The 527-nt window shown below is 40.6% G+C and carries 1 protein-coding gene; it reads left to right on the forward strand.

From position 1 onward, the window contains the following. The coding region (locus MM239_RS20900; protein ID WP_241350262.1) for a hypothetical protein at positions 1–334 on the forward strand (334 nt) is incomplete at its 5' end. Between the last annotated feature and the right edge of the window lie 193 nt (positions 335–527).

A 527-nucleotide genomic window follows, 5' to 3' on the forward strand; every position in this document is an offset into this window, starting at 1 on the left:
CAATATCTGGAAGGTTGCCACACTGGGAAGGCTGCGATGGACAATTGAAAACCAAGGTTTCAATACCCAGAAAAACCAGGGGTATGGAATGGGCCACAAATATTCCAGGAAGAATTTTTGGGCCATGGGAAACTATTATCAGTTGACCCAGATCGGTCATCTGATCAACCAATTGACAGAAAAGCTTCAAAAGGTAAAAGAGCTCTTGTCGGAAAGCGGCCAAAGCTGGAAGTTGTTGTTTGTGGATATGTTGGCATGCATGAGGAAGGAAAATATTGATCCCCCTGAGTTGGAATCAGCAATCCAGAAGTACAAACAGCTCAGATATACCTAGCCAACCAAGACAGGGATGTCCTGCCCGATTCAGGATCTTACGAATAAATAGAAAGGAGGTCAATAAGCAAAAACACAAAAACTGGTTTAATTAAAAAAAAGAATTCCCTGGAAACAGGGTCATGGGAATCCTATGTCTATTTTCTAAAGCAAATTGATCAAACTACTTCAATTATTTAAAATCGGAATTGCTG

It is taken from the genome of Belliella filtrata, from assembly GCF_022549775.1.
GTDB lineage: Bacteria > Bacteroidota > Bacteroidia > Cytophagales > Cyclobacteriaceae > Belliella > Belliella filtrata.